Source organism: Roseomonas aerilata DSM 19363 (genome assembly GCF_000711725.1).
Classification (GTDB): domain Bacteria; phylum Pseudomonadota; class Alphaproteobacteria; order Acetobacterales; family Acetobacteraceae; genus Roseomonas; species Roseomonas aerilata.
The window spans coordinates 122,849-148,448 of sequence record NZ_JONP01000004.1 but is presented as its reverse complement, the minus strand read 5'-3'; the positions used below and the strand labels follow the sequence as shown (position 1 = coordinate 148,448).

Sequence of the window (25,600 nt, the reverse complement as noted above, 5' to 3'; positions counted from 1 at the left end):
ACCCGCGCCCGTCGGGCCATATCCGGGGTCCGCGCGAAGGAGGCCCCCGTTGAGCGAGACCGCCCACCGCCCGCCCCGGGTGATCCTGGAGGAGGAGGCCGGACAAGCCCGCCTGGACCATGCCTGGGAGGCGGAGACCAGCCCCGTCGCCGTGCCCTCGCTCGGCATCTCCACCCTCTCGCTCCTCGCGATCGGGCTCTCGGCTCTCATCCTCGGCTTCTCGGCGCTCGCGGCCGGCAATTACGTGGCGGAGCAGTTCGGGCGCGCGGCCTGGCTCGGCTGGCTGACCCTGGCCGTGGCTCTCGGCGGCTTCGGCGCGCTCGGCTGGGCGGTGGTGCGGGAGTTCCGTGCCCTATTCCAGCTGCGCGCGGTAGACGCCGCACGTGCGGCCTTTGCCCGCGGCGACCACCAGGCTGCCAAGGCGCATGTGCTCGCCTGGGCAGAGCCGATCCCGCTCGCGGCCGCCGCGTTGCCGGCCTTGCGCGAGGCGCCGGATCTTTCCGCCCTTCGCGCCCTGTTGGAAGCGGGCCCCCTGGCCGCGCTGGACGGCGAGGCGCGCGCGCTCGGGCGTTTGGCGGCGATCCAGGGCTTCGCGGCCACCGCGATCAGCCCCTCGCCCTCGCTCGACGCACTGGTGGTCGGCTGGCGCGGGCTGCGGCTGGTGCGGCAGGTGGCCGCGCTGCACGGGATGCGGCCGGGCATTGCCGCCACCGCCTCCCTTCTTCGCCGTGCCGCCTTCGACGCGGCGACCGTCGCGGCGACGGAGGTGGCGACCGACACGGCCGTGCGCGCCATCGTCACCAACCCGCTGATTGGCCATGTGGTGGGAGAGGCCGCGACGGGGGCGGTCGCCGCCCGCCGCCTGATCACCCTCGCCCGCGCGACGGCAGCCGCCTGCCGGATCGTGCCGCGCGCGTGAGGCGCAGGGGCCCGCCCGGCCCGCCATTTACGCGATGTTGACGCTATTCACCGAGTATTCCTGAGCACTGCTCAGGGATCGTCATGCGCATTCGCACTCTTCTTCTTGCCGGCGTCACCGCGATTTCCCTGCCGGGGTTCATCGGGCTCGGCTGGAACTCCTGGCAGGCCTGGAACACCTGGAAGATGGCGAACCAGGCCACCTACTCGACCCGCGTGCTGAGCGGGACGCTCCGCGGCATCACCGCGCTCGGGGTAGAGAGCGGGATGCTGAGCGCCGCCGGGCGTACGGGGGCGGCCAACCCCGCCGAGCTCCAGGCGAGCGAGCGCTTAACCGAGGCGCTGCTGGAGGAGGTGCGCCGCGCCGTCCGGGCCGAGGGGCTGGCCACCGATGCGATCGATGAGTCCGCGCGCAAGCTCGCCTCCCTGCGCCGCCGCGTCGCAGAGCTAGTCGCCCGCAACGGCCAGCAGGGCGATCCGAAGCTCGTTGCCGACCTGATCAGCGGCCGGGCCGAGATCATTGCGGGGTTGGAGGGCGCTGCCCGGGCGGCGGAGGAAAGAATCCTCCGCGCCGCCCCGCCGCTCGCGACACTCGTGGAGATCGCCGGCCAAGTGATGGCGGTGCGGAACGAGATGGGCGGTCGCAGCCTGCAGATCAACGCGTGGCTGGCGGGCCAGCCGGTCACCGATGCGACACTGTCGGGCGCGGTTCGGGTGAACGGCCGGATCGAGAGCGCGATGGAGGATGCGCGGCGGCTGACGCGGGCACGGGGCGAGGCGCGTCTGCTGGAGGTCCTGGACAAGGTTGAGGCCGAGTATGTTCGCGGCATCGAGCCGCGCTATCGCGCCTTCGTGGAGGCGGCGATGGCGGCCTACGGCAAGTCCGCGGCGCCGGCCTGGCCCTCCAGCCCGGCGGAGTTCGCGCGCTGGACCGTGCCGGCACTTATCCCCGTGCTGGCGCTGCGCGACGCGGCGCTGGATGCGGCCGTCACGCAGGGTGACGCCGCTGCGGCCGGGGCGCGGCTGCGGCTGCTGGCGAGCCTCGCCCTGGCAGGGATCGCGCTGTCGCTCGCGATCGCCGGCGTCGTGCTGCTGCTGCGGCGTTTGGTGCTGCCGGTGCGGCAGATGACCGGCAATGTCGGCCGCATCGCCGCCGGGGAACTCGATATTGAGGTTCCCTGTCGTGGCCGCGCGGACGAGGTGGGCGAGATGGCGGCGGCGGTCGAGGTACTGCGGGTGAACTCCATCGAGCAGCGGCGCCTCAGCGCGGAAGCAGAGGCGGCGCGCGCCGCCCGCGAGGCGCGCGCCGTGCGGATGGAAGGTCTCGTGCAGGGCTTCCAGGCGCAGGCCGGTGACATGGTCCGGAACCTCTCCTCCTCCTCCGGCGAGCTCGAGGCCACGGCGCGCGGGCTGAGCGGCACCGCGGAGAAGACGAGCGAGCGGGCGGGACGTGTCCTTTCGGCCGCGGGGCAAGCCAGCGCGGGCGTGCAGACGGTGGCCGCGGCCGCCGAGCAGCTCACCGCCTCCATCGGCGAGATCAGCCGGCAGGTCTCGCACGCCACCGAGGCGGCGGCGCGGGCTGTGCAGGACGCCAAGGACACGGATTCAACCGTCCAGGCGCTGTCCGAAGGCGCCGCGCGGATCGGGGACGTGGTGCGCATGATCGCGGATATCGCGAGCCAGACGAACCTTCTCGCCCTGAACGCCACGATCGAGGCCGCCCGCGCCGGCGAGGCTGGCCGGGGCTTCGCCGTCGTCGCATCGGAGGTGAAGACGCTCGCGGCCCAGACGGCCAAGGCGACCGAGGATATCGGCGGCCAGATCGCGGCCATCCAGTCTGCGACCGGTCAGGCCGTTGCGGCGATCGGCGGCGTCGGGCGCACCATCGAGGAGGTGAGCAGCATCGCCGTCGCCATCGCCGCCGCGGTGGAGCAGCAGACGGCGGCCACGGGGGAGATCGCCCGCACCGTGCAGGAAACGGCCCGGGCGACGGAGACGATGGCGGCCGATATCGCGACGGTGAGCCAGGACTCGGTGGAAACCGGCTCCGCCTCCGGGCAGGTGCTGACCTCCGCCTCCGATCTCTCGAAGCAGGCGGAGCGCCTGAACGGGACGGTGAACGCCTTCGTGGCCGAGGTGCGGGCGGCCTGAGCTTGGGGCCGATCGGGATCCTGCTGCGCGGGTGACTGACCGCGCCCACGCAAAAAGGGCCGCCGGCAGTGCCGGCGGCCCCTCGCGTTCAAGCCGGATGACCGGCCCGCCGGTTCAGGCGTGCTGGCCGTCGCCCCCCGTGGCGCCGCTCCGCTCCAGGAAGATCTGGGCGGGAGTCTTCGAGGGGGAGGACAGCGGCGTGCGGGTCTGCACCGGCACTGCGTCAGGGACGGTGATCGGGCCGTCGATGGTGTCGAGCGTGCGGGCGGAGACGCCCTGCGCGGCGAAGGAACCCAGCACGGCGGCCGCGAGGCCAAGGGCGCGAAGGTTACGGGTAAGCATGGAAAGGGACATCGCTCATATCCTTAGTGGATGGCGGCGGCATTACGTCGTCGTCTTGTAGGGGTTATATGCGCGGCCGGGCCCGCCCGGTCCACTTCATGGCATGGATGCTGTCTATTCGGCCGGTGGATGCAAGCGGGGCGCTGGAGGCTAGTTGAAGCGCGCCCTCGCCCATCTCTCAGCGCAGAGGGAGAGGAGATAGAGCGCCAGGGACGCGCCCGCCACGATGAGGCTGGCACCGAGGGCGCGCTCCGTCCGCAGCTCCGACTTGGCGGCGGCGAACATGGCGCCGAGGCCTGAGCTGCCCATCAGGTATTCCGCTACCATCGCGGCCAGCAAGGCATGGGCGGCGCCGATGCGCAGCGCGACCGCGAGGCTCGGCATGGCGGCGGGCAGGGCGAGGGAGACGAGCACCCGCCAGCGCGAGGCGCCCAGCACTCGGAACAGGTCCGCGCTGCCCGGCGGCAGGGCGCGTAGCCCGGCTGAGGAGAAGACAAAAGCAGGGAAGAAGGAGATCACCACGGTGATCGCGACGACCGTGCCCGGCCCATAGCCGAAAAGCCTCGCCAGCACCGGGATGAGCGTGACGACCGGCACGGAGGAGAAGAGGACCGTGACCGGCGTTAGCATCCCCGCCGCGACCGGCGAGGCCCAGGTGAGGATGCCGAGGAGCAGGCCCAGCGCGAAGCCCCCGACCAGCCCGGCCATGGCGGCCGAGAGGCTGACGCCGAGCGCCGGCAGGTAGTCGCCCATCCCCGTCGCCAGATCCGCTGCCACGTCGAGCGGGTGGGGCATGACGATGGCGTTCATGCCCGAGACCACCACCCAGGCCTGCCAGGCGAGGAGGATCAGCCCGACCCCCCACCAATCCCGCATGAGGGCCGAGAGGGCGCGCATCAGCGGAACCGCGCGTGCACGGCGCGCTCCACGGCGGTGGCGATGAGGAAGCCGGCCAGGGAGAGAAGGGCCGCAAGCAGCACGGCGCTCCAGAGAAGGACGATCTGGAAGTTCTGCATCCCGTTGACGATCAGCACGCCGAGGCCGCGCGGGGCACCGAACCACTCGCCGATGACGGCGCCGATGAGTGCCGCCGGCACCGCGAGGCGCAGGCCGGTGGAGATGGAGGGCAGGGCGGCCGGCAGTTCCAGCCGCAGCAGCCGCGCGGCCGGGCGAGCGCCGAGCACGGAGAAGAGGTCCTGGTGCGCCGCCCCCGCAGCCCGTAGGCCGGAGGCGGTGGCGACATAGACGAGGAACATGACGCCGATGCCGGAGAGCGTGGCCGGCGTTCCGCCTGCCGGGAGCAGCACGAGGAAGACCGGGGCCAGCGCCACGCTGGGCACCGCGTTCATCCCCGCCGCGAGCCTGTCCGCGCCGGGTGCGAGGGGCGGCAGGAGATGCGTGAGCACCGCGAGCACGATGCCGGCCGCGGCGCCGAGGGCGTAGCCGGTGAGGGCGGCGGAGAGGGTCGCGCCCGCCGCGCGGCCGAACAGGTCCCAGCGGTCGGGATCCGCCAGCATGGCGACCACGCGCGACAGCGGCGGCCAGGTGAAGCCGCCGAGGCCGGAGGCGCCGATCGCCTCCCAGGCGAGGCAGAGCAGCAGCGTGCCGAGCAGCCCGAGCACGCGCGGGTCGCGGGCGATCCTCAAGGCTCCGCCGCCTCCGGCTCCAGCGCGGCGACGAGGCCGTCCGAGAGGCGGTGGAACTCGGGCTCGCGCATCACCTCCACGGGGCGTGGGCGGGGGAAGGGCACGGGCAGGTCCTGCGCCACACGGCCGGGGCGGCCGGTCATGACCACGACGCGGTCCGCCAGGAACAGCGCCTCCTCCACCGCGTGGGTCACCAGCAGGGTGGTGGTGCGCGTTTCCGTCCAGATGCGCTGAAGTTCCAGATTCATGTGCCGGCGCGTCACGGCGTCGAGCGCGCCGAAGGGCTCGTCCAGCAGCAGCACAGCGGGTTCGAGCACGAGCGCGCGGGCGATGTTCACGCGCTGGCGCATGCCGCCCGAGAGCGCGCGCGGGAAGGCCTCCTCGAAGCCCGTCAGCTTCACCAGCGCGATCAGCTCCGCGACGCGCGCCGCATCCACCCGCCGGCCGGCGACACGATAGGGCAGGGCGATATTGTCCCGCACGCTCAGCCAGGGCAGCAGCGCGTGGTCCTGGAAGGCGACGCCGAAGCCCTGGCGGGCGGCGATGGCGGCCGGCGCCTCGCCGCCGACGCGGACGGTGCCGGTGCTCGGCGCGTCAAGGCCCGCCGTCATCCGCAGGAGGGTGGACTTGCCGCAGCCGGAGGGGCCGAGCAGCGCCACGAACTCACCGGGCCGCACGTCGAGCGTCACGCGGTCGAGCGCCAGCACGCCCTCCCGGCTGCCCTTGAGGGGGAAGCGGCGGGTGACGTCCGCGAGCGCGATGGCGGCCCCTGCCGTCATATGACGGCGGCCTCGAAGCGCTCCATCAGGGCGGGGTGGCGCTCGCGCAGGCGGGCGCGCAGGCGCTCGGTGTCGAGCGACGTGAACTCGCGCTCCTTCATCACCACACGCCCGTCCACGATCACGGTCCGCACGTCGCGCCCTACAACGGTGTTGGCGGCGGTGAACTGCGGGTCATAGACCGGGAAATGGTCGGGATCGTCGGCCTTCACCAACAGGATGTCAGCGCGCTTGCCGACCTCCAGCGAGCCGATATCGAGGCCGAGCGCCTTGCCGCCGCCGGCGCAGCCCGCGCGCAGAACCGTCTCCCCACTGATCGAGAAGCGCTCATGCCAGGAGGTGCCGCCGATGCATTGCTGGGCGATGCGCCCGCAGCGCGCGACCTGGAAGATGTCCATCGTGCCCAGGGCCGCCGCGCCGTCGGTGCCGAGGCCGAGGCGGATGCCCCGGCGCAGCATCTCGATCACGCGCGGATGCCCGATGGCGTAGTTGTTGAAGGCGCAGTGGGCGACCGAGACGTCGTTGCTGACCAGCAGGTCCATCTCGTTCGGCGAGAGCATGATGGCGTGAGCTGCGTGCAGGAAGGGCCCCATGCAGCCGATGCTGTCGAGGTACTCCGCCGGGCGCATCCCGAAGCGCTCCAGCGAGAAGTCGATCTCGTAGGAACCCTCGCAGAGATGGGTGTGGATCATGGCGCCCATCCGCCGTGCCTCCTCCGCCATCATGCGGATGAGGTCGGTGGTGCAGACCATGATCTGGCGCAGCGCGAGGCTTGCCGTCACGCGGCCCTCGCCCTTCTGCCGCCAGCGCTCCACCAGTTCGACGTTGCGGCGCAGCGCCTCGTCGGTCGTGAGCATCATGCTGTCCGGGATGCCCGTGCCCATGTCCACGGTGGAGAGGGAGATGACGCCGCGGATGCCCGCTTCCAGCGCCGCCTCGCCCATGATGTCCGGGCGCGGGCCGCCGGCCTCGGCGAAGCAGGTAGTGCCGGTGCTCAGCATGTCCGCATAGGCGACGAGGCCGGAGAGGCGCACGTCCTCCTCATCCAGCATCCCTTCGAAGGGGATGTAGTAGTTCTTCCAGATCGGGTTGCGCATGCCGATGCCGCGGCGCGACATCTCGAAGAGCTTGCCGCGCAGGAACTGCTGGGCGGTGTGCATGTGGCTGTCGATCAGCCCGGGCATGGCGATGCGGTCGCGCCCATCGATCCGCTCGCGCGGCGCGAAGCGGGCGCGGGCCTCGGCGGCGGGGCCGACCCAGGCAATCGCGCCGTCCGTCACCGCGATGGCGGCGTCGCGCAGCACGGTGTCGGCGGCATCGAAGGCGACAAGGTCGCAGCCCTCGACCAGCAGGTCCACCGGGCGGGGCGGGGTGTTCGTTTCCACGGGATCAGCCATTCGCCAGGGTGCGATGGACCTCTTCCATCACGGTGAAGTCGGTGAAGTCCTCGATCGCCGGCAGGTTGCTGCGACCGGTGGCGCGGGCGGCCTCCATCATCGGACCGGCCAGCACCTCCTTGTCGAGGGCGAGGATCGGGGCGTCCGCCTTCTCCGGCGAGCGAAGGAAGGTGTTCTGGATGGCGTTCTGCCGCGTCTGCTGATCGAGGTCGAGGCCGAGGTCGCGGCCGTAGTTGCGCACCGCCAGACGCGCGGCGACGGCAGGGTCCGCCGCGTTCTCTGCCCAGCCGCGCGTGAGGCCCGCGAGGAAGCGCACCACCGCCGGCCGGTCGGAGCGGAGGAAGGCCTTCGTGGTGAAGATCATGCTCGCATAGGAGCGGTAGCCCATCGAATCCATCGAGACGAAGTGGAAGTCGCGGCCCCGCGTCTGGCCCATCCGCTCCAGCGTCACGACCTGGTTCGTCTCGAAGCCCGTGTAGCCGTCGCCCTGGCGCGCGAGCAGCGGCTCCGGCGAGAAGCCGGCCGGCACGAACTCCACGCCGCCCTGGAGCTTGTTCAGTTTCAGCACCGCGTCCACCGCCGTGCGCTCGTTCGGGCCCTGGGCGAGGATCTTCTTGCCCGGCAGGTCGGAGGCCGCGCGGATCGGCTTGTCCCCGCGCGAGATGACGCCGAGCGGCGAACGCTGGAAGGTTGCCGCCAGCAGGACGAACTCGTTGCCCCTCGAGACGGCGTCGAGGAAGGGCAGGAGCTGCACGTAGCCGATATCGGCACCCCCAGCCGCGACTGTCACCACCGGGGCCGTCGCGTTTGGGCCACCCGGCTGCCACTGCAGCTCCGCCGGCTTGATGTAGCCGCGGTCCAGCGCGACCCAGAGCCCCGCGTACTCGACATTCGGGATCCAGAGGAAGGCGACGCGGAGCGGCTTGGGCTGCGCAACCGCGAGGCCGGGCAGCGCGAGGGCTGCGGGGGCGGCAAGGACCAGGCGGCGGGAGAGGGCGGTCATGGCGGGACACCTGCGGGACGGGGCCCGCAATCTGCCGTCCTTGACCGATCAATTCCATGACATAATTTGCGCCGGACCGTTGCGATAAATGCAACGGACGGAGCCGACCGCTTGCCGCTCATGACCCAGGCCCTGCGCTGCTTCGAGGAGACCGCCCGGCAGGGTGGTATCCGGCGCGCGGCCGAGCACCTGGCGCTCGCCCCCTCCGCGGTGAACCGGCAGATCCTGAACCTCGAGGCCGAACTCGGCCTGCCGCTTTTCGAGCGCCTGCCCCGCGGCCTGCGTCTCTCCTCTGCCGGAGAGATGCTGCTGCACCGGCTGCGCCTCTGGCGTCGCGACGAGCGGCAGTTGCGGGAAAGCCTGGAGGCCATGCGCGGCCCCGGCAGCGGCACCGTGCGGCTGGCGGTAGGGGAGGCGCTGTCCGAGGCCGTGCTGCCACCGCTGCTGACGGCCTTCCGCCGCGAATCGCCCCGCGCGAGCTTCGCGGTCACGATGTCGGACGCCGAGGGCGTTCTGCGGGCGCTCGCCGACGGCACCGTCGATCTCGGCGCCTGCTTCAACCCGGCCGAGCCCGGCCCCGCCCGCGTGGTGCGGCGCTTCCACTTCCCGATGGGTGCGGTGGTCGCGCCCGATCATCCCCTGGCCGCGGCCGAGCGGCTGAGCCTGCGGGACTGCGCCGCCTGGCCCGCCATCGTGCCGGATGCGAGCATCGCGGACCGTTGGGAACTCTCCCAGGCCGTGCAGGCGACAGGGGTGAACCTCATGACGCTCGCCGAGTGCAACCGCGTGCTGCCGATGCGCGCGATGGCGCGGGCGGGGCTCGGCGTCGCCTTCCTCTCGCGCCTTGACGTGCTGGCGGACGAGCGGCGGGGCGAGTTGGTCTGGCGGCCGCTGGACGAGGCAGCGCCGTCGCGCACCGTGCTCGCGGTCTGCGTGCCGAGCGACCGGCGGCTGCCGGCGCTGACGGAGGCGCTGCTGGAACGCCTCCTCGCCGCGCTGGCCGAGATCGCGGAGCCGGGGGCGCTCAGCCGCCGACGAGCGTAACCCCCTCCGCCCCGTCGCCGATGCGGGCCAGGCTCTCCTCGCGGCCGAGCGCCGCCAGCACCGCGTCGATCGGCGGGGATTGCAGGCTTCCGGTGAGCGCGGCGCGCAGCGGCTGCGCCACCTGGCCGAGCTTCACGCCCTGCGCCTCCGCGAAGGCGCGCAGAGCCGCGTCCAGCGCCGCCCGCTCCCATTCCACGCCCGCAAGCGCTCCCGCCAGCGCCGACAGGCGCTCCCGTGCCTCGTGGTCCTCAAGGGCGAGGGAGGCCTTGGGCTCGTATTTGAGCGGGCGGTTGGCGAGCGCGAAGCGCGCGCCGTCGGCCATCTCGGCAAGGCTCCGCGCGCGGGGCTGAAGGTCGGGGATGAGGGCGGCGACGCGGGCCGCCTGCACCTCGCCGACCTTGCCGAGCCGCTCCAGCACGCGCGGCAGCAGCGCCTCGGGCGAGGCGGCGCGGATATACTGGCCATTGAGGTGCATGAGCTTCGCGTAGTCCATGCGGGAGGCGGCGCGGCCGACATCCTTCAGGTCGAAGAGCTCGATCGCGCGCTCGCGCGGCACGAACTCCTCGTCCCCATGGCCCCAGCCGAGGCGGAGGAGGTAGTTGCACACCGCCTCCGGCAGCAGCCCCTGGTCGCGGAACTCGAGCGCGCCGACCGCGCCGTGTCGCTTCGACAGCTTCGCCCCGTCCGCCCCGTGGATGAGCGGGATATGCGCGAATTCCGGGCGCTCCCAACCCATGGCGTCGTAGACCATGCACTGGCGGAAGGTGTTGGTCAGGTGGTCGTCGCCGCGGATGACATGGGTGATGGCCATGTCGTGATCGTCCACCACCACGGCGTGGAGGTAGGTGGGCGTGCCATCGGAGCGGAGGATGATCATGTCGTCCAGCTCGCTGTTCGCGACGCGCACCTCCCCCTGCACGAGGTCGCGCACCACCGTTTCGCCCTCCCGCGGGGCCTTGATGCGGATGACGGGCGCGACGCCGGCGGGCGCCTCGGACGGGTCGCGGTCGCGCCAGCGGCCGTCGTAGCGGGGCGGGCGGCCCTCGGCCTGGGCGCGCTCGCGCATGGCCACCAGCTCCTCCGCCGTGTCGTAGGCGAGGTAGGCGGCGCCCTTCTCCAGCAGCGCCCGCGCGACTTCGGCATGCCGCGCCTCGCGCGAGGTCTGCATCACCGGCGGCTCGTCGGGCGAGAGGCCGAGCCAGTCGAGGCTGTCCAGGATCTGCTGCACCGCCTCGGGCGTGCTACGCGCGCGGTCCGTGTCCTCGATCCGCAGGAGGTACTTGCCGCCGTGGTGGCGCGCGAAGAGAAAGTTGAAGAGGGCGGTGCGCGCCCCCCCGATGTGCAGGTAGCCGGTGGGGGAGGGGGCGAAGCGGGTTCGGACGGTCATGCGCTCCTCTATCACGCGGAAAGCCGCTGTTGACCCCTCACGCCCGCGTGATCGGCTGGTCTAGGATCGCGGCCGACCATGTCCGCCCACGCCGCCCAAAGCTTCCTCGCCGCCCCTGCCCTGACGCTCGCCGAGCGCGCCGCCGGCTGGGCGGCGGCCGAGTGGAGCCGGTGGCCGCTCTGGCTGCCGGTGGCCATGGGGGCCGGCGTGCTCGCCTATTTCGGGCTTCGCGCGGAACCCGGCGCGGCCTGGATGGCGCTGCCCTGGCCATTTCTCACTCTCTCCCTCCTCCTGCGGCGGCGATATCCGCTGGCCGGCGCCGCGCTGGCGCTGGTGGGCGCCGCCGCGCTCGGCTTCGCGGCCGCCCTGTTCCACGCGCGCGCCGCGGCACCCCTGGCGGAGTTGCCGCGCACCGCCGTCGTCGTCTCGGGCCGAGTGGCCGCCGTGGACCTGCTGCCGGAGGGGCGCCGCGTCACGCTCGAGGCGCCGCGCCTCGCAGACGGGCCGCCGCTGGAGCGCGCGATCCGGGTGAGGCTGCGCAACAACGACCCCGCGCGCCCGGTGCCAGGGGACGATCTTGCCGTCCGCGCCCTCGTGCGAACGCCGATGCCGCCCGCCTATCCCGGCGCCTTCGACTTCCAGCGCGCGGCCTTCTTCTCGGGCCTGGCAGGGTCCGGCTTCGCGCTGAACCCGGCCGAGGTCACGCCGCGGGCCGGGGCACCCCTCTTCGCCGGCCTGCGCGCCGCGATCGAGGCGCGCGTCTCCGCCGCCCTGCCAGGTGAGACAGGAGCGGTCTCGGCGGCGCTTCTCACCGGCTCCCAATCGGCGATCCCAGCCCCGGCGCTGGCGGCTCTGCGGGATGCGGGTCTCGCGCACCTCCTCTCGCCTTCGGGCCTTCACGTCGCCATCGTCATCGGGCTCGGCTTCGTGACCCTGCGCGCGGGCATCGCCGCCATCCCCTGGCTCGCGCTGCGCGTCGATTCGAAGGGCGCGGCGGCGGTGCTCGGGCTCGCCCTCGGCGGAGCCTATACCCTGCTGACGGGCGCGGGCGTGCCGATGCTGCGCTCCTTCGCCATGGCGGCACTGGCCACCCTCGCGATCCTGACGGGGCGGCGGGCGCTCTCGCCGCGGGCGCTGGCCCTTGCCGCGGGCGTGGTGCTGCTTTTCGCTCCGGAGGCGCTGGTCGGCCCGTCTTTCCAGATGTCCTTTGGCGCGGTGCTCGCCCTGATCGCCGCGGCCGAGGGCATGCGCGGGCTGACCCGGCGGCTGCGTGCCATGGGCGCCCCGGGCCGGGCGGCGCTGGTGGTGATCGGGTTAATGGCGACCTCGCTGATCTTGGGCGCGGCCACCACGCCCTTCGGCCTTCACCATTTCGGGCGGCTGCAGCTCTACGGCGTGGCCGCCAACGCGGTCGCCGTGCCGCTCACCTCCTTCATCGTCATGCCCGCGGGAATGCTGGCGGCCTTCCTCATGCCGCTCGGGCTCGAGGGGCCGGCACTCGCCGTGATGGGCTGGGGGGTGGACGCCACGCTCCTCGTCGGGCGCACGGTCGCGGCCTGGCCCGGCGCGGCCATCGCGGCGCCGCCCATCCCGGCCTGGGGGCTCGGCCTCTTCGCGCTCGGGCTCTGCTGGCTCTGCCTCTGGGGGCTGCCCTGGCGATGGGCGGGGGTGCCGATGATGGCGGCCGGCCTCCTCTCAGGCCTTGTCACCACCCCGCCCGACATCCTCATCGCCGCCGATGGGCGGATGCTCGCCGTCTCGACCCCCGCCGGGGTTCTTTCCGAGCGCGCCTCCGGTGCCAGCCGCCTGACCCGCGAGTCCTGGCTGCGAAGCTGGGGCGAGGAGGACGCGGCCCCCCTCCCACGGAGCGGCGAGGCGCCTGGCGTGGTCTGCACGCCGCTTTCCTGCCTGCTTCGGCCGCGCGTGGACGTGGCAGCCGCTGTTCTCTTGCGTCAGCCGCCACGTAGTGTGCCGGCGCCCCGCCGTGGGCCCGCGCCGCCTCCTCCGCCCGTGCTGGCGGAGACCGGCTGCGGTGAGGCGGCGGTCCTGATCTCCCTTGAACCTATCCGCGGGCGCTGCGGCGATACCCCGCGGGTGGACCGCTTCAGCGTCTGGCGTGACGGCTCCCACGCGATTTGGCTGGCCGCGGCCGGCGCGCAGATCCTGTCCGACCGCGCCAACCGGGGGGACCGACCCTGGGTGCCGCCTGCACCCGTGCCGCGGGCGCGGGCAGGGGCAGAACCGTTGGCGGAGGCGGAGTGAGCTGGGCTGGCGCTTGCGGCTTCAGAGAGGGCTCCGCCCTCTCCGGCACCTCATCCGCAAAGTGATTTCAAACAGATAGAAGAAGTTGATGGATAGGGGGCTGCGGAGAGGAAGACTTCCTTCTTCCTCTCCCTAAAGTCATGAGCACTGCCCTTCTAGAACAGTCTCTTAGAGCCCTCAGTGGTAACGGCGCACGAGCCCGACCAGCCGTCCCTGCACCTTCACCCGGTCCGGCCCGAAGATGCGGGTCTCGTAGCGGGGGTTGGCCGCTTCCAGCGCGATCGAGTTGCCGCGGCGGCGCAGGCGTTTCAGCGTGACCTCGTTCTCGTCCACCAGGGCGACAACGATCGCGCCGTTGTCGGCCGTGTCGCCGCGGCGGATGATGACGGTGTCGCCGTCGAGAATGCCGGCGCCTTCCATCGAATCGCCCGCGACTTCGAGCGCGTAGTGCTCGCCGCCGCTGAGCATCGCGGCGGGGACCTCCACGCTCTCGCCGCCGTCGCGCAGGGCTTCGATCGGCAGACCCGCGGCGATGCGGCCGTAGAGGGGGAGGTGGACGGCCGCGGCATCGTTGGCCGTGCGGACCGCGCCCGGCAGGTTCTGCGCGAAGTTCCCGCGGATGACGTTCGGCGCAAAGGAGGGGGGCTGGGCGGGCTGGGGGGCAGCCACGGCCACGGCGGCCATCCGGGGCGAAAGGCTGTCCGGCACGCGCAGCACTTCCAGCGCGCGGGCGCGGTGAGCGCGGCGCTTGAGGAAGCCGCGCTCCTCCAGCGCCGTGATCAGGCGATGGATGCCGGACTTCGACTTGAGGTTCAGCGCCTCCTTCATCTCCTCGAAGGAGGGCGAGAAGCCGGTGCTTCGAAGATGTTTGTCGATGAAGAGGAGCAGTTCGTGCTGCTTGCGGGTCAGCATGGTCCGGGCGTCTCCCTGGGGGCGGGGGGGTCTCTTGCACGAACAAACGGGCAACCGACGGGAGAGTTCTATGAAAGTTCTCCCGCGTCGGTCAATGGCATCGCTCAAGGAGCCTCAGACGCCGAGGGAGGAGAGCTCCACAAACTCCACCGGCGCGCCGGCTTCGGCCGCCGGTGCATGCGGGGCGCGGATCATCAGCGCGTCCGCCCTGGCCAGCGTCGCCAGCATGGAGCTGTCCTGCAGGGGAAAGGGCGTGACCACCGCCCGGCCCTCCCCGTCGCGCGAAAGGGTGGCGCGGATGTAGTCCCGGCGGCGGTCGTTCGCCTCCAGGGCGCGGCCGAGAAGGCCGTGGCGCGTCTCCACCGGGCCCGCCGGCAGGCCGGAGAGGCGGCGGAGAGCGGGAATGAGGAAGACCACGGCGCAGACCATGGCCGAGACGGGGTTACCCGGCAGGCCGAGCAGCGGCGTGCCCCGCAGGCCGCCCCAGATCAGCGGCTTCCCCGGCCGCATGGCGATCTTCCAGAAGTCGAGGGAGAAGCCCTGCGGGCTGAGCGCCGCCTGCACCAGGTCGTGCTCGCCCACGCTCGCCCCGCCGGTGGTGACGATGAGGTCGCAGCCCGCGGCGGCCCCGGCGGCGGCGGCGATGGCCTCGCGGTCGTCGCCCGCAATGGGCAGCACCAGCGGTTCCGCGCCCGCCGCCCGGATCAGGGCGGCGAGGGCGTGGGCGTTGGAGGAGACAATGCCGCCGGGGGGCAGTGCCTCGCCGGGCAACACGATCTCGTCGCCGGTCGCGAGGATCGCGATGCGCGGGCGGCGGTGGACCGGCAGCCAGGGATGGTTGGCGGCGGCAGCGAGGCCGATGTCGCGCGCCGTCAGCCGGCGGCCGGCGGGGAGGAGGGTGTCGCCCGCGCGGAAGTCGAGGCCGGCGCGCCGGATCCAGCGGCCGGCCCGCGGCGCCTCGGTGGGGATGACGTGCCCGTCCCCGGCGCTCGCGTCCTCCTGCAGGAGGATGGCGTCGGCGCCGGGCGGCAGGGCGCCGCCGGTGAAGATCCGCACCGCCTCGCCCGGACCGACGCTGCCCTCGAAAGGATGCCCGGCCGGCGAGGCGCCGATCACGCGCAGGCGCGCGCCGACGGCCGCGTCCTCCGCACGCAGCGCATAGCCGTCCATGGCGGACACGTCGGTGGGCGGCTGGGTCAGCCGGGCTTCCAGCGGGCGCGCGAGCACGCGGCCCGGGCCCTCCGGCAGCGCCACCGTCTCCGCCCCGGTGGGCGTCAGATTCCCGAGGATGCGATCCAGCGCCTCCGAGACGGCGATCATCAGGGCGCCTCGTAGAGGCCCGACTTGCCGCCGGACTTCCTGACCAGTCGCACCGCCTCGATCCGCATGCCGCGGTCCGCGGCCTTGACCATGTCGTAGATGGTCAGCGCGGCGACGCTGACGGCGGTCATCGCCTCCATCTCGACCCCCGTCCGCCCGGCCGTGCGGACCGTGGCCGCGATCTCCACCGCGTCGGGCTCGGCGAGTTCCAGGTCGAGCGTGACGGAGGAAAGGGAGAGGGGGTGGCAGAGGGGAATAAGGTCGGCCGTGCGCTTGGCGGCCATGATGCCGGCGAGGCGCGCGACCCCCAGCACGTCGCCCTTGCCGGCGCGGCCCTCGGCAATCAGGGCCAGGGTTTCGGGCCGCATGGTGATCCGCCCGCGGGCGGTGGCCTCCCGCACGGTCTCGGGCTTGGCCGAGACATCCACCATCGCCGCCCGGCCGGCGGCGTCGAAATGGGTGAGGGGGCCGCTCAAGCCGCCCCCACCAGCTCGCGCGCGGCGGCGCCGGGATCGGGCTGGCGCAGCAGGTGCTCGCCCACCAGCAGGCAGCGGGCGCCGGCGGCGGCCATGCGGCGCACGTCGGCGGGGGTGCGGATGCCGCTCTCGGCCACGGGGATGCGGTCGGCGGGGACCAGCGGCGCCAGGCGCTCGGTGACGGAGATGTCGGTCTTCAGGGAGCGGAGGTCGCGGTTATTCACGCCGATCAGCCGCGTCTCGAGGCCGAGGGCGCGCTGCAACTCCTTCTCGTCGTGCACCTCGACGAGGACGCCCATGTCGAGGCTGCGCGCCACGTCCTCCAGCACCTCCGCCTCGGCGTCGGTCAGGGCGGCCATGATGATCAGGATGGCGTCCGCGCCCATCGCCCGGGCCTCGAAGACCTGCCAGGGGTCGATCATGAAGTCCTTGCGGAGCACCGGCAGCCGCGTCGCCTCGCGCGCCAGATGCAGGTGCTCGGTGGTGCCCTGGAACCAGGGCTCGTCCGTCAGGACGGAGAGGCAGGACGCGCCGGCCGCCTCGTAGGCCTGGGCGATGCCGGCGGGGTCGAAGGGCTCGCGGATGAGGCCACCGGAGGGCGAGGCGCGCTTGATCTCGGCGATCAGCCCGATCCGCATCTCCGCCACCGCCTGGCAGAGGGAGGCAGTGAAGGGGCGCACGGGCGGCGAGTGCCGGGCCCGTTTCTCCATCTCCGCCAGCGGGGACTGCGCCCGGCGGGCCTCCACCTCGGCGCGCTTTCCCTCAAGGATCTGCCGGAGCGTGTCCGAGAAGGGCGCGTCGGTTACCGGGAATGTTTGGTCCATGATGCGCGGTTCCTGGGGCCGATGCGCGCCCGGCGTCAAGCGGAGGCGGGCGCCCCGGCCGCGGGGCAGCCATCCCCGCGCGAGGGAGCAAGAGGGGCGGTCAGGCGGCGGTGGCCGCCCGCAACCGCTCCAACGCGGCAAGGGCCGAACCGGAGGCGACGGATTCCGCGGCCAGCGCCGCCCCCGCCCGGAGGTCCGCCGCGCGCCCTGCGACAAGAAGGGCGGCGGCCGCGTTCAGCAGGACGCAGTCGCGATAGCCCCCCGTCTCCCCTTTCAGGACGGCGATCAGCGCCTCCGCGTTCTCCGCGGCCTCGCCGCCGCGAAGCGACTCGGCGGGGTGGCGGGAGAGGCCGGCTTCCTCGGGCGAGACCTGGAACTCCCGGATCACGCCCCCCTTCAATTCCACGACATCGGAGGGGCCGGCGACCGTCAGCTCGTCCAGCCCCTGGCCGTGGACGAGCCAGGCATGCTCCGTTCCGATGCGGCCGAGGGTTTCGGCCATGGGGCGCAGCCACTGGGGGGCGAAGGCACCGGTCATCTGGCGCCGCACCCGCGCGGGGTTCGTCAGCGGCCCCAGCAGGTTGAAGATGGTGCGCGTCGCCAGTTCCATGCGGGGTCCGGCGGCGTGGCGCAGCGCCGCGTGGTGGCGGGGCGCCATGAGGAAGCAGATGCCGGCCTCGCGGATCACCTCCGGCAGGCGCTCGAAGGGCACATCCGTGTTCACCCCGAGGGCCGAGAGCACGTCCGAGGCGCCGGAGCGGGAGGAAAGGGCGCGGTTGCCGTGCTTGGCGACGGGCACCCCGGCGCCAGCGACCACCAGGGCGGCGGCGGTGGAGATATTCAGCGTGCCGGCCGCGTCGCCGCCCGTGCCGACGATGTCGATGGCACCCTCCGGCGCCTCCACCGCGATCATGCGGGCGCGCATGGCCCGCACCGCGCCGGTCATCTCAGCGACCGTCTCCCCGCGCACGCGCATGGCCATCAGCAGGCCCGCGATCTGGGCGGGCGTGGCCTCGCCGGCCATGACGGTGCCGAAGGCCGATTCCGCCTCGCTCTCGGCAAGGCGCTCCCCCGCCGCGAGCCGGGCGAGGACGGGCTTGAGGGACATGGCTCAGGCCGCCCGCGATCGCGAAGCGGCTTGTCCAGCCGGCGGAAGGTTGATGCCGGAGAGGCGCATCATATTCGACAGGATGTCGTGGCCGTGGGCGGAGGCGATGCTCTCCGGGTGGAACTGCACGCCCCAGACCGGCAGGTCGCGATGGGCGAGGCCCATGATCAGCCCGTCCGCCGTCTCCGCCGTAACCGCAAGCTGCTCGGGCAGGTCGTCGCGGCGGACGACGAGGGAGTGGTAGCGCGTGGCCTGGAAGGGGGAGGGAAGGCCGGAGAAGACGTCCGTGTTGCCGTGGGTGATCTCGTGCACCTTGCCGTGCACCGGCTGAGGGGCGCGCACCACCGTGCCGCCGAAGGCCTGCCCGATCGCCTGGTGCCCGAGGCAGACCCCGAAGAGCGGCACGCCCTTCGTCGAGGCCGCGCCGATGAGGTCGAGGCAGATGCCCGCCTCGTTCGGGGTGCAGGGGCCGGGGGAGAGCACGATGGCGCTCGGCCGCATCTCCAGCGCCTGATCCACCGACAGGCTGTCGTTGCGCCAGACTTCCACCTCCGCGCCCAGCTCCCCCAGGAAGTGGACGAGGTTGAAGGTGAAGCTGTCGTAGTTGTCGATGAGCAGGATCATGGCGCCCTCACTTCGGCCGAGGGACCGGCGCGGGTCAAGCCGGGCCGAGGTGCCCTGCAGCCGGCGCATGGCCGCGGGTGGTGGGCCGCCCCTACCCGCCGCGCTTGTGGACGGCGGCGAAGCGCACCGCCTCCTCCGCCGCGCGGAAGAGGGCGCGGGCCTTCTGGCGCGTTTCCTCGTATTCCGCCTCCGGGTCGCTGTCCGCCACCACGCCGGCCCCGGCCTGCACGGACATGACGCCGTCCTTCACCAGCGCCATCCGCAGACCGATGCAGGTATCCATCCCACCGTCGGCGCCGAAATAGCCGAAGCAGCCGGCATAGACGCCGCGGCGGGAGGGCTCGGTCTCCTCGATGATCTCCATCGCCCGCACCTTGGGCGCGCCGGAGAGGGTGCCGGCCGGGAAGCCGGCGGCCAGGGCATCGAGGGCGGAGAGGCCGGGGCGCAGGCGGCCCTGCACCTCGCTGCCGATATGCATGACCTGGCTGTAGCGCTCGATCCCGAACTGGGCGGTGACCCGCACGCTGCCGATCTCCGACACGCGGCCGACATCGTTGCGGCCGAGGTCGAGAAGCATGAGGTGTTCGGCCCGCTCCTTTGGGTCGGCCAGCAGTTCCTTCTCCAGCGCCGCGTCCTCCTCGGGCGTCGCGCCGCGGCGGCGGGTGCCGGCGAGGGGGCGGACGGTGACGGTGCCGTCGCGCAGCCGGACGAGGATCTCGGGGCTGGCGCCGACGGCCGCGAAGCCGCCGAAGTCGAAGTGGAAGAGGAAGGGCGCGGGGTTGAGCCGCCGCAGCGCCCGGTAGAGCGCGAAGGGCGGCAGGGCGAAGGGCGCCTGGAAGCGCTGGCTGAGCACGATCTGGAAGGCATCGCCCGCCGCGATGAGCTCCTTCCCGCGCTCCACCGCCGCCATGAACCCCTCCTTCGTGAAGTTGGAGGAAGGTGCGCCGGGGGCGGGAAGGGCGGCCGGCGGTGCGGCGCGCGGCACGGGGCGGTCGAGCGCGGCCTCGGCCTCGTCCAGCCGCGCCTGCGCCGCTTCCCAGGCGGCCCGCGCCGTCTCGCCATGGTCGGCGTGGACCGGGGCGCAGAGGGTCAGCACGTCCCGCACATGGTCGAAGACGGCGATGAGGGTGGGGCGGCCGAGGATGGCGTCGGGGATGCCGAGCACGTCGGGCGTGCGGGTGGGCAGGCGCTCCATCTCCCGCACCATGTCGTAGCCGAGATAGCCGAAGAGACCGGCGGCGGGGGGCGGCAAGCCCTGGGGCAGGTCCATGCGGCAGGCGGCGATGAGGGCGCGGAGGCTGTCGAGCGGCGCGGCCTCCTCGGGCGCGAAGGCGTGGGGGGCCGAGAGGGCGTGACGGTTGATCTCGGCCCGCCCGTCCCGGCAGCGCCAGACGAGGTCGGGCGCGAGGCCGATCACGGAGTAGCGGCCGCGGCTCTGCCCGCCTTCCACGCTTTCGAGCAGGAAGGTGTTCGGCCGGCCCTCGGCAAGCTTCAGGAAGGCGCCGACGGGCGTGTCGAGGTCCGCCACGCGCTCGCGCCAGACGACCTGGCCGCGGCCGGCGGCGTGCGCCTCGGCGAAGGCGGCGTAGCCCTGCTCGGTTCCGCTCATCGCCCGGCGACCTGCTCCAGCATGGCGGGGTTGATGGTGACGTTGGCGCGGGCGCGGAGGGCGGCGGCGAACTGCGCCTCCAGGTCGTCCTGCATGGTTCCCTCCACCTCGCCCTTCACCCGGGCGAGGCCGGCGGTGTCGGCCGCGACATCCGCCGCCACGACCTCGGCCAGGCGCGCGACGGCGAAGCCGGCGGCGGTGGCGGCCATCGTCACCTCGCCGGGCTTGGCGGCGAAGAGGCCGGGCAGCAGCTCCGGCGGGATGCCGCCGGGGGTGGCGGCCTGGGGATCACGAAGCGCGGGGCCCATGCGGACGGGCTCCACGCCCGCCTCGCGCGCGGCCTCGGCGAAGTCCTTGCCGCCCTGCGCGGCAGCGAGGAGGGCGGCGGCCCGCTCCTCCTGGGCGCGGCGGCGGGCGTCGAGGGTCCAGGCGCGGCGCACCTCGGCCTCGACCGTCGCGAAGGGCCGGAGGGCGGCGGGGGTGGAGCTGGGCACGTCGAGCGCGACGAAGCTGCCGGCGGCCTCGGCCACGCGCGGGCCGCTGCCGACGGGGCTGGCGAAGATCGCCTCCAGCACGGCGGCGCGGGCGGCGGGGCCGCCGGGCAGCTCCACGCGGCGGCCGTCGCGGCCGTTGCCCTCCTTGTCCACCGTCACGCGGGCGGGGGTGAGCCCGAAGCGCTGGGCGGCTTCCTCCACCGTCGCGCCGGAGGAGAGCGCGTCCTCCAGCTTGTTCGCCTCCTCGAAGGTCATGTCGGCGGCTTTTTCGAGCGCCAGCGACTGCCGGGTGCGGGCGCGCAGCTCGTCCAGCGGCGGCTCGGCGCCGGGCTGGATCGCCGTCACCTTCATGACGTGCCAGCCGAAGGGGCTCTGCACCGGCTCGGCCACGCCGCCCTCGGGGGCGCCGAAGACGGCGGCGGCGAGGTTCTCGACGGGCATCTCGGCCCGCGTGACCGTCCCCATCTCGAGAGCGGAGCCGCCGGCGGCCTCGGCCTGGGCCTTGATGGTCGCGAGGTCGGCGCCGCCCTGCCAGGCGGTGCGGATCGCGTCCGCCGCCTCCTTCGTGGAGACGAGGGCCTGCTCGACCGTGCGGCGCTCGGGCGTGCCGCTCCGCTCGCGCTCGGCGTCGAGCCCCGCATCGATCTCGGCGTCGGTCACGGTCACGCGGGGCAGCAGCACCTCGGGCGTGAGGAGGGCCAGGGCGGCTTCCCGGTACTCGGGGGAGGAGAACTGGGCGGGGTTGTTCTCGTGGAAGCGGGTGAGCTGCGCCTCGGTCGGCTCGGGCACCTCGGGGGCGCTCAGCAGCGGGAACTCGGCCACGTCGGCGCTGCGCTTCTCCTCCGCGAAGGCGAGGAGCTGGCGGGTCAGGACCTCCGGAGAGCGGGCGCCGGCCCGCACCGCGCCGATGAGCTGCTGGCGCTCGAGGTCGGAGGCGACGAGGCGGGTGAAGTCGGCCTCGCTCAGGTCGTTCTGGCGCAGGAACTGGTTCAGGATCAGCGGGTTGAAGCGGCCGTCCGCGCCCTGGAAGGAGGGGATGGAGAAGGTATAGGCGCGGATCGCGTCCACCGAGACGCCGACGCCCATGCGGCGCGCCTCCAGCCCCTGCGCGCGGCCGGCGATGAGGTTCTCCAGCGCCTGGCGGGCCACGGCGTTGCGGAAGGCGTCGTTCGGCTCGAAGCGCGGGCCGAGCTCGCGCTGGATGCGCTGGCCCTCGCGCCGGGCGGCGTTCTGGGCTTCGGTCAGCTCGATCGGCTGGCCGCCGACGCGCGCCACCGCGTTGTCCCGCCCGAAGTTCCGGACGACGTCCTCGATGCCCCAGATGCCGAAGGACAGCACCAGGAGGATGAACAGGCCCTTGGCGAACCAGGTGCCGGCGAGGCGGCGGAACGCGGTGATCATTGGCGTTGAGACCTGAAGGCGGGAGAAGGCGCAGCCCGTAGCGCAACCGGGGCCCCTTGCCAAACGGCCGGTTGCCAAAAGCTGGGCACCCCGATACGCGGCGCCGAACCCAGGAGAGAGATCATGACGCCCGGAGTCCGCCCCCTCATCGCCGGCAACTGGAAGATGAACGGCACGCTGCGCGAGGCGGCCGCCCTCGCCGAGGGCGTGCGCGCCGGGCTGGAGGGGGTTCGCGGGGCGGACCTGCTGATCTGCCCGCCCTTCGTCCACCTCCACGTCGCCGCGGCCTCGATGGGCTGGAAGGCCGTCGCGATCGGCGGGCAGGACTGCGCGGCGGAGCCGAACGGCGCCCATACCGGTGACGTGTCTGCCGCCATGCTGTCCGATGCCGGCTGCGCCTTCGTCATCCTCGGCCATTCCGAGCGGCGGGCGGACCGGGGCGAGACCGATGTCCTGGTGAAGGCCAAGGCCGGGGCCGCGATCGAGGCGGGGCTGATCCCCGTGGTCTGCGTGGGCGAGACCGAGGCCCAGCGCGATTCGGGCGAGGCGGAGGCGGTGGTGGCCGCGCAGATCGCGGGCTCCCTGCCCGAGGGCTTCACGGAGGCCAAGGGCGTGGTGGCCTACGAGCCCGTCTGGGCCATCGGAACCGGCCGCACGCCCACCGAGGGGGACATCGTGGCCATGCACGCGCGGATGCGGGCGGAGCTGGTGGCGCGGTTTCCGGGGCAGGGCGGGACGACGCGGCTGCTCTATGGCGGTTCGGTGAAGCCCTCCAATGCCGCTTCCATCCTGGCGCTGGCGAATGTGGACGGCGCGCTGGTCGGTGGGGCGAGCCTGAAGGCGGCGGATTTCCTGGCGATTGCGGCGGCGGTGCCGGCCTGAAGGGCTGCTCCTAACGCGGGGAGGGCTTTGCCCTTCCCCCCCGGGGAGGGCTTTGCCCTTCCCCCCAGGGACGTAACGGGGCTAGAACCCGGCCGCCATGATCACCGTCCTCCTCGTTCTGCACTTCTTTGTCGCCGCCGCCCTGATCGGGGTGGTGCTGCTTCAGCGCAGCGAGGGCGGCGGGCTGGGCATCGGCTCCTCCCAGGGCATGGGCAGCTTCATGTCCGGGCGGGGGACCGCGAATCTGCTGACGCGGGCGACGGGGGTGCTGGCGGCCATCTTCATGGCGCTCGCCCTTGCGCTCGGGCTGATGAACCAGGGGACGGGGCGGCAGCGCTCCATCTTCGACGCGCCGCCGCCCTCCGCCGCGCCGGGTGCCGCGCCCGGCGGCGCGCCCGCCGCCGGTGGCACACCTGCCGCCCCGTCGCTGCCCGCGCTGCCGCCGGCGCCGAGCGTTCCGAACAACTAACCCGTTCCACCGGCGGCCCTTCGCAAGGAGGGGCCGCGCATGCCTTCCCTGCGTCCGCGGCCCCTGGCCGCGGCGCCCAAACGCTTGCTATGAGGGTCTCCCATGACGCGGTACGTATTCATCACCGGCGGCGTGGTCTCCTCCCTCGGCAAGGGCATCGCCGCCGCGTCCCTTGCGGCCCTCCTGCAGGCGCGCGGCTACAAGGTCCGCCTGCGGAAGCTGGACCCCTATCTCAACGTCGATCCGGGCACGATGAGCCCGTATCAGCACGGCGAGGTCTTCGTGACCGATGACGGGGCGGAGACGGACCTCGACCTCGGCCATTACGAGCGCTTCACCGGGGTTCATGCCAACCAGGCCGACGCCTGGACGACGGGGCGCATCTACTCCGACGTGATCGCGAAGGAGCGGCGCGGCGAGTACCTGGGCGGGACCGTGCAGGTCATCCCGCACATCACCGACGCCATCAAGGAGGGCATCACCGCAGGGGTCGAGGACTACGACTTCGTGCTGGTGGAGGTCGGCGGCACCGTCGGCGATATCGAGAGCCTTCCCTTCCTCGAAGCAATGCGCCAGCTGGCGAACGAGCTGGGCCCGCGCCGCAGCATCTTCGTGCACCTGACGCTCGTGCCCTGGATCGCCTCCGCCGGCGAGCTGAAGACGAAGCCGACCCAGCACAGCGTGAAGGAGCTGCTGGGCCTCGGCATCCAGCCGCAGATCCTTCTCTGCCGCAGCGACCGGCCGATCCCGGAGAACGAGCGGCGCAAGATCGCCAGTTTCTGCAATGTGCGGCCCGAGAGCGTGATCCCCGCGCTCGACGCGACCTCGATCTACGCCGTGCCCCTGCAATACCATGCGGAGGGGCTGGACCGGGAAGTGCTGCGGCACTTCGACATGTCGGTTTACGGTGAGCCCGATCTCTCCCGCTGGCGCCGGATCGTCGCCTCCCTCCAGCAGCCGGAGGGCGAGGTGACGGTCGCCGTGGTCGGCAAGTACATGTCGCTGCTCGACGCCTACAAGTCGCTCGGCGAGGCGCTGACCCATGGCGGCATCGCGCACAACGTGAAGGTGCGGCTCGACTGGGTGGACAGCTCCATCTTCGAGGGCGAGGGCGCGACGAAGCGGCTGGAGGGGGTGCACGGCATCCTCGTCCCCGGCGGCTTCGGTGAGCGCGGCTCGGAGGGCAAGATCCGCGCGGTTCAGTTCGCGCGGGAGCAGAAGGTGCCCTTCTTCGGCATCTGCTTCGGCATGCAGATGGCCGTGGTCGAGGCGGCGCGGAACCAGGCAGGGCTGCCCCACGCCTCCTCCACCGAGTTCGGCCCCTGCGAGGATCCCGTGGTGGGCCTGCTGACGGAATGGAAGCGCGGCAACCAGCTTGAGCGGCGCGAGGAGGGCGGTGACCTCGGCGGCACCATGCGGCTGGGCTCCTATCCCTCCCTGCTGGCCGAAGATTCACTGGTCCGCTCGATCTATGGCGGTAAGGCCGAGATCAGTGAGCGACATCGCCACCGCTACGAGGTGAACGTGAACTACCGGGACAAGCTGGAGCAGACGGGCCTGCGCTTCTCCGGCATGTCGCCCGACGGCGTGCTGCCCGAGATCGTGGAGCGGCCGGACCATCCCTGGTTCGTTGGCGTGCAGTACCACCCCGAGTTGAAGTCCAAGCCCTTCGACCCGCACCCGCTGTTTGCCGGGTTCATCGGGGCGGCGGTGCGCCAGGCGCGCCTGGTATGAGCGCCGTCTCGATCGGGAACGTGCAGGTCGGGAACGACCTGCCGCTCGCCTTCATCTCCGGCCCCTGCCAGATCGAGAGCCGGGCGCACGCGCTGGAATGCGCCGAGGCGCTGGCGACCATGGCGCGGGAGGCCGGCGTCGGAATGGTCTTCAAGTCGAGCTTCGATAAGGCCAACCGCACCAGCGCGGGCGCCGCGCGCGGCGTGGGGCTGGAGGAGGGGCTTTCCATCCTGGCGGAGGTGCGCGACCGCACCGGACTTCCCGTGCTGACCGACGTGCACGACGCCGCGCAATGCGCCCCCGTGGGGGAGGTGGTAGACTGCCTGCAGATCCCGGCCTTCCTCTCCCGCCAGACCGACCTGCTGTTGGCGGCGGGGCGCACCGGGCGCGCGGTGAACGTGAAGAAGGGGCAGTTCCTTGCGCCCTGGGACATGGTGAACGTCGCCGCCAAGATCGCCTCCACCGGCAACGAGCACATCCTGCTCTGCGACCGCGGAACCTCCTTCGGGTACAACACCCTCGTCTCCGACCTTCGGGGCCTGCCGATCATGGCGCGGACGGGCTACCCCGTGGTCTTCGACGCCACCCACTCGGTGCAGCAGCCGGGCGGGCTCGGCGGGTCCAGCGGCGGGCAGCGGGAGTTCGCCCCCGTGCTGGCTCGGGCGGCGGTGGCGGTCGGTGTGGCCATGGTCTTCATCGAGACCCATCCGGATCCTGACCACGCACCGAGCGACGGGCCGAACATGATCCCGCTGCGGGAGATGCCGGCGCTGATCGAGCGCCTGAAGCGTTTCGACGCGCTCGCCAAGGCGGGCTGA

The 25,600-nt window shown here is 72.8% G+C and carries 23 protein-coding genes; 8 read left to right on the top strand and 15 right to left on the bottom strand.

The genetic code is table 11. The features are described from left to right. The first annotated feature begins 49 nt into the window (after positions 1–49). Together BO39_RS29700 and BO39_RS06435 are read left to right on the top strand one after the other, a co-directional pair. Positions 50–919: a DUF697 domain-containing protein gene (locus BO39_RS29700; protein ID WP_052401674.1), complete on the top strand. Its 870-nt coding sequence runs from the start codon at positions 50–52 to the stop codon at positions 917–919. A gap of 83 nt (positions 920–1,002) precedes the next feature. Then, positions 1,003–3,069, top strand: a complete 2,067-nt coding sequence (locus BO39_RS06435) for a methyl-accepting chemotaxis protein (RefSeq protein WP_052401672.1) — start codon at positions 1,003–1,005, stop codon at positions 3,067–3,069. Between the two features lie 114 nt (positions 3,070–3,183). On the opposite strand, the gene BO39_RS06430 is transcribed toward BO39_RS06435, so the two are convergent. From BO39_RS06430 to BO39_RS06405, 6 genes are all read right to left on the bottom strand, one after another. Beyond that, on the bottom strand, positions 3,184–3,423 hold the full coding sequence (locus BO39_RS06430) for a hypothetical protein (RefSeq protein ID WP_043831196.1): 240 nt from the start codon (positions 3,421–3,423) through the stop codon (positions 3,184–3,186). Between the two features lie 138 nt (positions 3,424–3,561). Further along, positions 3,562–4,308: an ABC transporter permease gene (locus BO39_RS06425; RefSeq protein WP_043831194.1), complete on the bottom strand. Its 747-nt coding sequence runs from the start codon at positions 4,306–4,308 to the stop codon at positions 3,562–3,564. Continuing rightward, positions 4,308–5,057: an ABC transporter permease gene (locus BO39_RS06420; RefSeq protein ID WP_211257394.1), complete on the bottom strand. Its 750-nt coding sequence runs from the start codon at positions 5,055–5,057 to the stop codon at positions 4,308–4,310. Before BO39_RS06420 ends, BO39_RS06425 begins: the two co-directional genes overlap by 1 nt. Next, positions 5,054–5,836 carry an ABC transporter ATP-binding protein gene (locus BO39_RS06415; protein ID WP_043831192.1) on the bottom strand — a complete coding sequence of 261 codons (783 nt, stop codon included), beginning with the start codon at positions 5,834–5,836 and terminating at the stop codon, positions 5,054–5,056. The genes BO39_RS06420 and BO39_RS06415 overlap by 4 nt, the downstream gene beginning before the upstream one ends. Next, on the bottom strand, positions 5,833–7,221 hold the full coding sequence (locus BO39_RS06410; protein ID WP_245615000.1) for an amidohydrolase family protein: 1,389 nt from the start codon (positions 7,219–7,221) through the stop codon (positions 5,833–5,835). The genes BO39_RS06415 and BO39_RS06410 overlap by 4 nt, the downstream gene beginning before the upstream one ends. Positions 7,222–7,225: 4 nt before the next feature. Further along, positions 7,226–8,236: an ABC transporter substrate-binding protein gene (locus tag BO39_RS06405; RefSeq protein ID WP_043831188.1), complete on the bottom strand. Its 1,011-nt coding sequence runs from the start codon at positions 8,234–8,236 to the stop codon at positions 7,226–7,228. Between the two features lie 120 nt (positions 8,237–8,356). Here BO39_RS06405 and BO39_RS06400 point away from each other — a divergent pair, with 120 nt between their 5' ends. Then, entirely contained in the window at positions 8,357–9,280 is a 924-nt protein-coding gene (locus tag BO39_RS06400) for a LysR family transcriptional regulator (protein WP_245615009.1), read from the top strand. Here BO39_RS06400 and gltX read toward each other — a convergent pair. Then, complete coding sequence (gltX, locus tag BO39_RS06395) at positions 9,261–10,667, bottom strand: glutamate--tRNA ligase (RefSeq protein WP_043831184.1); 1,407 nt, start codon at positions 10,665–10,667, stop codon at positions 9,261–9,263. The two genes, BO39_RS06400 and gltX, sit on opposite strands and share 20 nt — an antisense overlap. Positions 10,668–10,745: 78 nt before the next feature. On the opposite strand from gltX, the gene BO39_RS06390 reads away from it, so the two are divergent. Next, positions 10,746–12,929 carry a ComEC/Rec2 family competence protein gene (locus BO39_RS06390; RefSeq protein ID WP_052401669.1) on the top strand — a complete coding sequence of 728 codons (2,184 nt, stop codon included), beginning with the start codon at positions 10,746–10,748 and terminating at the stop codon, positions 12,927–12,929. A gap of 177 nt (positions 12,930–13,106) precedes the next feature. On the opposite strand, the gene lexA is transcribed toward BO39_RS06390, so the two are convergent. The 8 genes from lexA to BO39_RS34920 form a co-directional block, all read right to left on the bottom strand. Beyond that, entirely contained in the window at positions 13,107–13,841 is a 735-nt protein-coding gene (lexA, locus tag BO39_RS06385) for a transcriptional repressor LexA (protein ID WP_043831182.1), read from the bottom strand. Positions 13,842–13,955: 114 nt separating this feature from the next. Continuing rightward, positions 13,956–15,161, bottom strand: a complete 1,206-nt coding sequence (locus BO39_RS06380) for a molybdopterin molybdotransferase MoeA (RefSeq protein WP_043831180.1) — start codon at positions 15,159–15,161, stop codon at positions 13,956–13,958. Beyond that, complete coding sequence (moaC, locus tag BO39_RS06375) at positions 15,161–15,637, bottom strand: cyclic pyranopterin monophosphate synthase MoaC (protein WP_043831178.1); 477 nt, start codon at positions 15,635–15,637, stop codon at positions 15,161–15,163. Before moaC ends, BO39_RS06380 begins: the two co-directional genes overlap by 1 nt. Further along, positions 15,634–16,461, bottom strand: coding sequence for an indole-3-glycerol phosphate synthase TrpC (gene trpC / locus BO39_RS06370; protein ID WP_052401667.1), 828 nt, complete (start codon positions 16,459–16,461; stop codon positions 15,634–15,636). The genes moaC and trpC overlap by 4 nt, the downstream gene beginning before the upstream one ends. A gap of 100 nt (positions 16,462–16,561) precedes the next feature. Further along, positions 16,562–17,569: an anthranilate phosphoribosyltransferase gene (gene trpD / locus BO39_RS06365; protein WP_043831176.1), complete on the bottom strand. Its 1,008-nt coding sequence runs from the start codon at positions 17,567–17,569 to the stop codon at positions 16,562–16,564. Between the two features lie 3 nt (positions 17,570–17,572). Beyond that, positions 17,573–18,193 carry an anthranilate synthase component II gene (locus BO39_RS06360; protein WP_052401665.1) on the bottom strand — a complete coding sequence of 207 codons (621 nt, stop codon included), beginning with the start codon at positions 18,191–18,193 and terminating at the stop codon, positions 17,573–17,575. Positions 18,194–18,284: 91 nt separating this feature from the next. After that, positions 18,285–19,802, bottom strand: coding sequence for an anthranilate synthase component I (trpE, locus tag BO39_RS06355; protein ID WP_043831174.1), 1,518 nt, complete (start codon positions 19,800–19,802; stop codon positions 18,285–18,287). After that, a complete protein-coding gene (locus tag BO39_RS34920; RefSeq protein ID WP_043831172.1) occupies positions 19,799–21,697 on the bottom strand; it encodes a peptidylprolyl isomerase in 1,899 nt (632 codons plus the stop codon). Before BO39_RS34920 ends, trpE begins: the two co-directional genes overlap by 4 nt. 123 nt (positions 21,698–21,820) lie before the next feature. Here BO39_RS34920 and tpiA point away from each other — a divergent pair, with 123 nt between their 5' ends. The 4 genes from tpiA to kdsA all read left to right on the top strand — a co-directional run bounded on the left by tpiA (position 21,821) and on the right by kdsA (position 25,600). Beyond that, a complete protein-coding gene (tpiA, locus tag BO39_RS06345; RefSeq protein WP_043831170.1) occupies positions 21,821–22,579 on the top strand; it encodes a triose-phosphate isomerase in 759 nt (252 codons plus the stop codon). A 97-nt stretch (positions 22,580–22,676) separates the two neighbouring features. Then, the gene (gene secG / locus BO39_RS06340; RefSeq protein WP_043831168.1) at positions 22,677–23,048 is read left to right on the top strand and encodes a preprotein translocase subunit SecG; all 372 of its coding nucleotides are present in this window, start codon (positions 22,677–22,679) and stop codon (positions 23,046–23,048) included. 102 nt (positions 23,049–23,150) lie between these two features. Beyond that, positions 23,151–24,782, top strand: a complete 1,632-nt coding sequence (locus BO39_RS06335; RefSeq protein WP_043831166.1) for a CTP synthase — start codon at positions 23,151–23,153, stop codon at positions 24,780–24,782. After that, complete coding sequence (gene kdsA / locus BO39_RS06330; RefSeq protein WP_043831164.1) at positions 24,779–25,600, top strand: 3-deoxy-8-phosphooctulonate synthase; 822 nt, start codon at positions 24,779–24,781, stop codon at positions 25,598–25,600. The genes BO39_RS06335 and kdsA overlap by 4 nt, the downstream gene beginning before the upstream one ends.